The organism is Streptococcus sp. 23.2 (assembly GCF_016648665.1).
Classification (GTDB): Bacteria; Bacillota; Bacilli; order Lactobacillales; family Streptococcaceae; genus Streptococcus; species Streptococcus salivarius_E.
The window spans coordinates 1-824 of record NZ_JACLQJ010000034.1; the positions used below are offsets into that span (position 1 = coordinate 1).

Here is an 824-nt window from a genome sequence, read left to right on the forward strand (position 1 = left end):
ACAGTCACTGATGTTGGGTTAGAGGTGTTGCCTGCATCATCTGTTGCAGTGACAGAAACTGTGTCACCTTCCTTCAAGCCGCTGACTGGTACACTGAAGTTACCATCTTGATCAGCTTTAGCCGATACTTTAGAGCCATCTGGAAGAGTGACTTCTACTGTTGAGCCTGCTTCGGCTGTTCCTGTTACTGCTGTAGTGCCTGCTTTAACTGTGTTCACAACTGGTGCGTCTGGTGCTGTCTTATCATCGGCTTTCGCTACTGTTGCTGTAGTTGGTGCTGATGTGTTGCCTGCATCATCTGTTGCAGTGACAGAAACTGTGTCACCTTCCTTCAAACCGCTGACTGGTACACTGAAGTTACCATCTTGACCAGCTTTAGCCGATACTTTAGAGCCATCTGGAAGCGTTACTTCTACTGTTGAGCCTGCTTCGGCTGTACCTGTGATTGCTGTGTCACCAGCTTTAACTGTGTTCGCTACTGGTTTAGCTGGAGCTGTTGTATCAGTTGTTGCTACCATTGGATCGCTGGCATCTGAAGTGTTTCCTGCTGGGTCTGTCGCTTTCGCTGTTACATTACCGGCTGGAATTGCTACAGTTGGTGTGATCGTAGCTTTACCATTTTCATCAGCTGTTGCTTCACCAATCTTGTTGCCGTCTTTATCGAACAATTCAACCTTAGTTCCTGGTTCTGCACTCACTTCAACCGGAGTCTTAGTACCTGCTTTGTCAGTAAGGTCTGTAGCGACAACTGGTTTAGCTGGAGCTGTTGTATCAGTTGTTGCTACCATTGGATCGCTGGCATCTGAAGTGTTTCCTGCTGGGTC

Annotated in this window: 1 protein-coding gene; it reads right to left on the reverse strand. The window is 47.7% G+C overall.

Going from position 1 to position 824, the window contains the following annotated elements; translation table 11 throughout:
- The coding region (locus H7T98_RS10100; RefSeq protein ID WP_260315526.1) for an Ig-like domain-containing protein at positions 1 to 824 on the reverse strand (824 nt) is incomplete at both ends.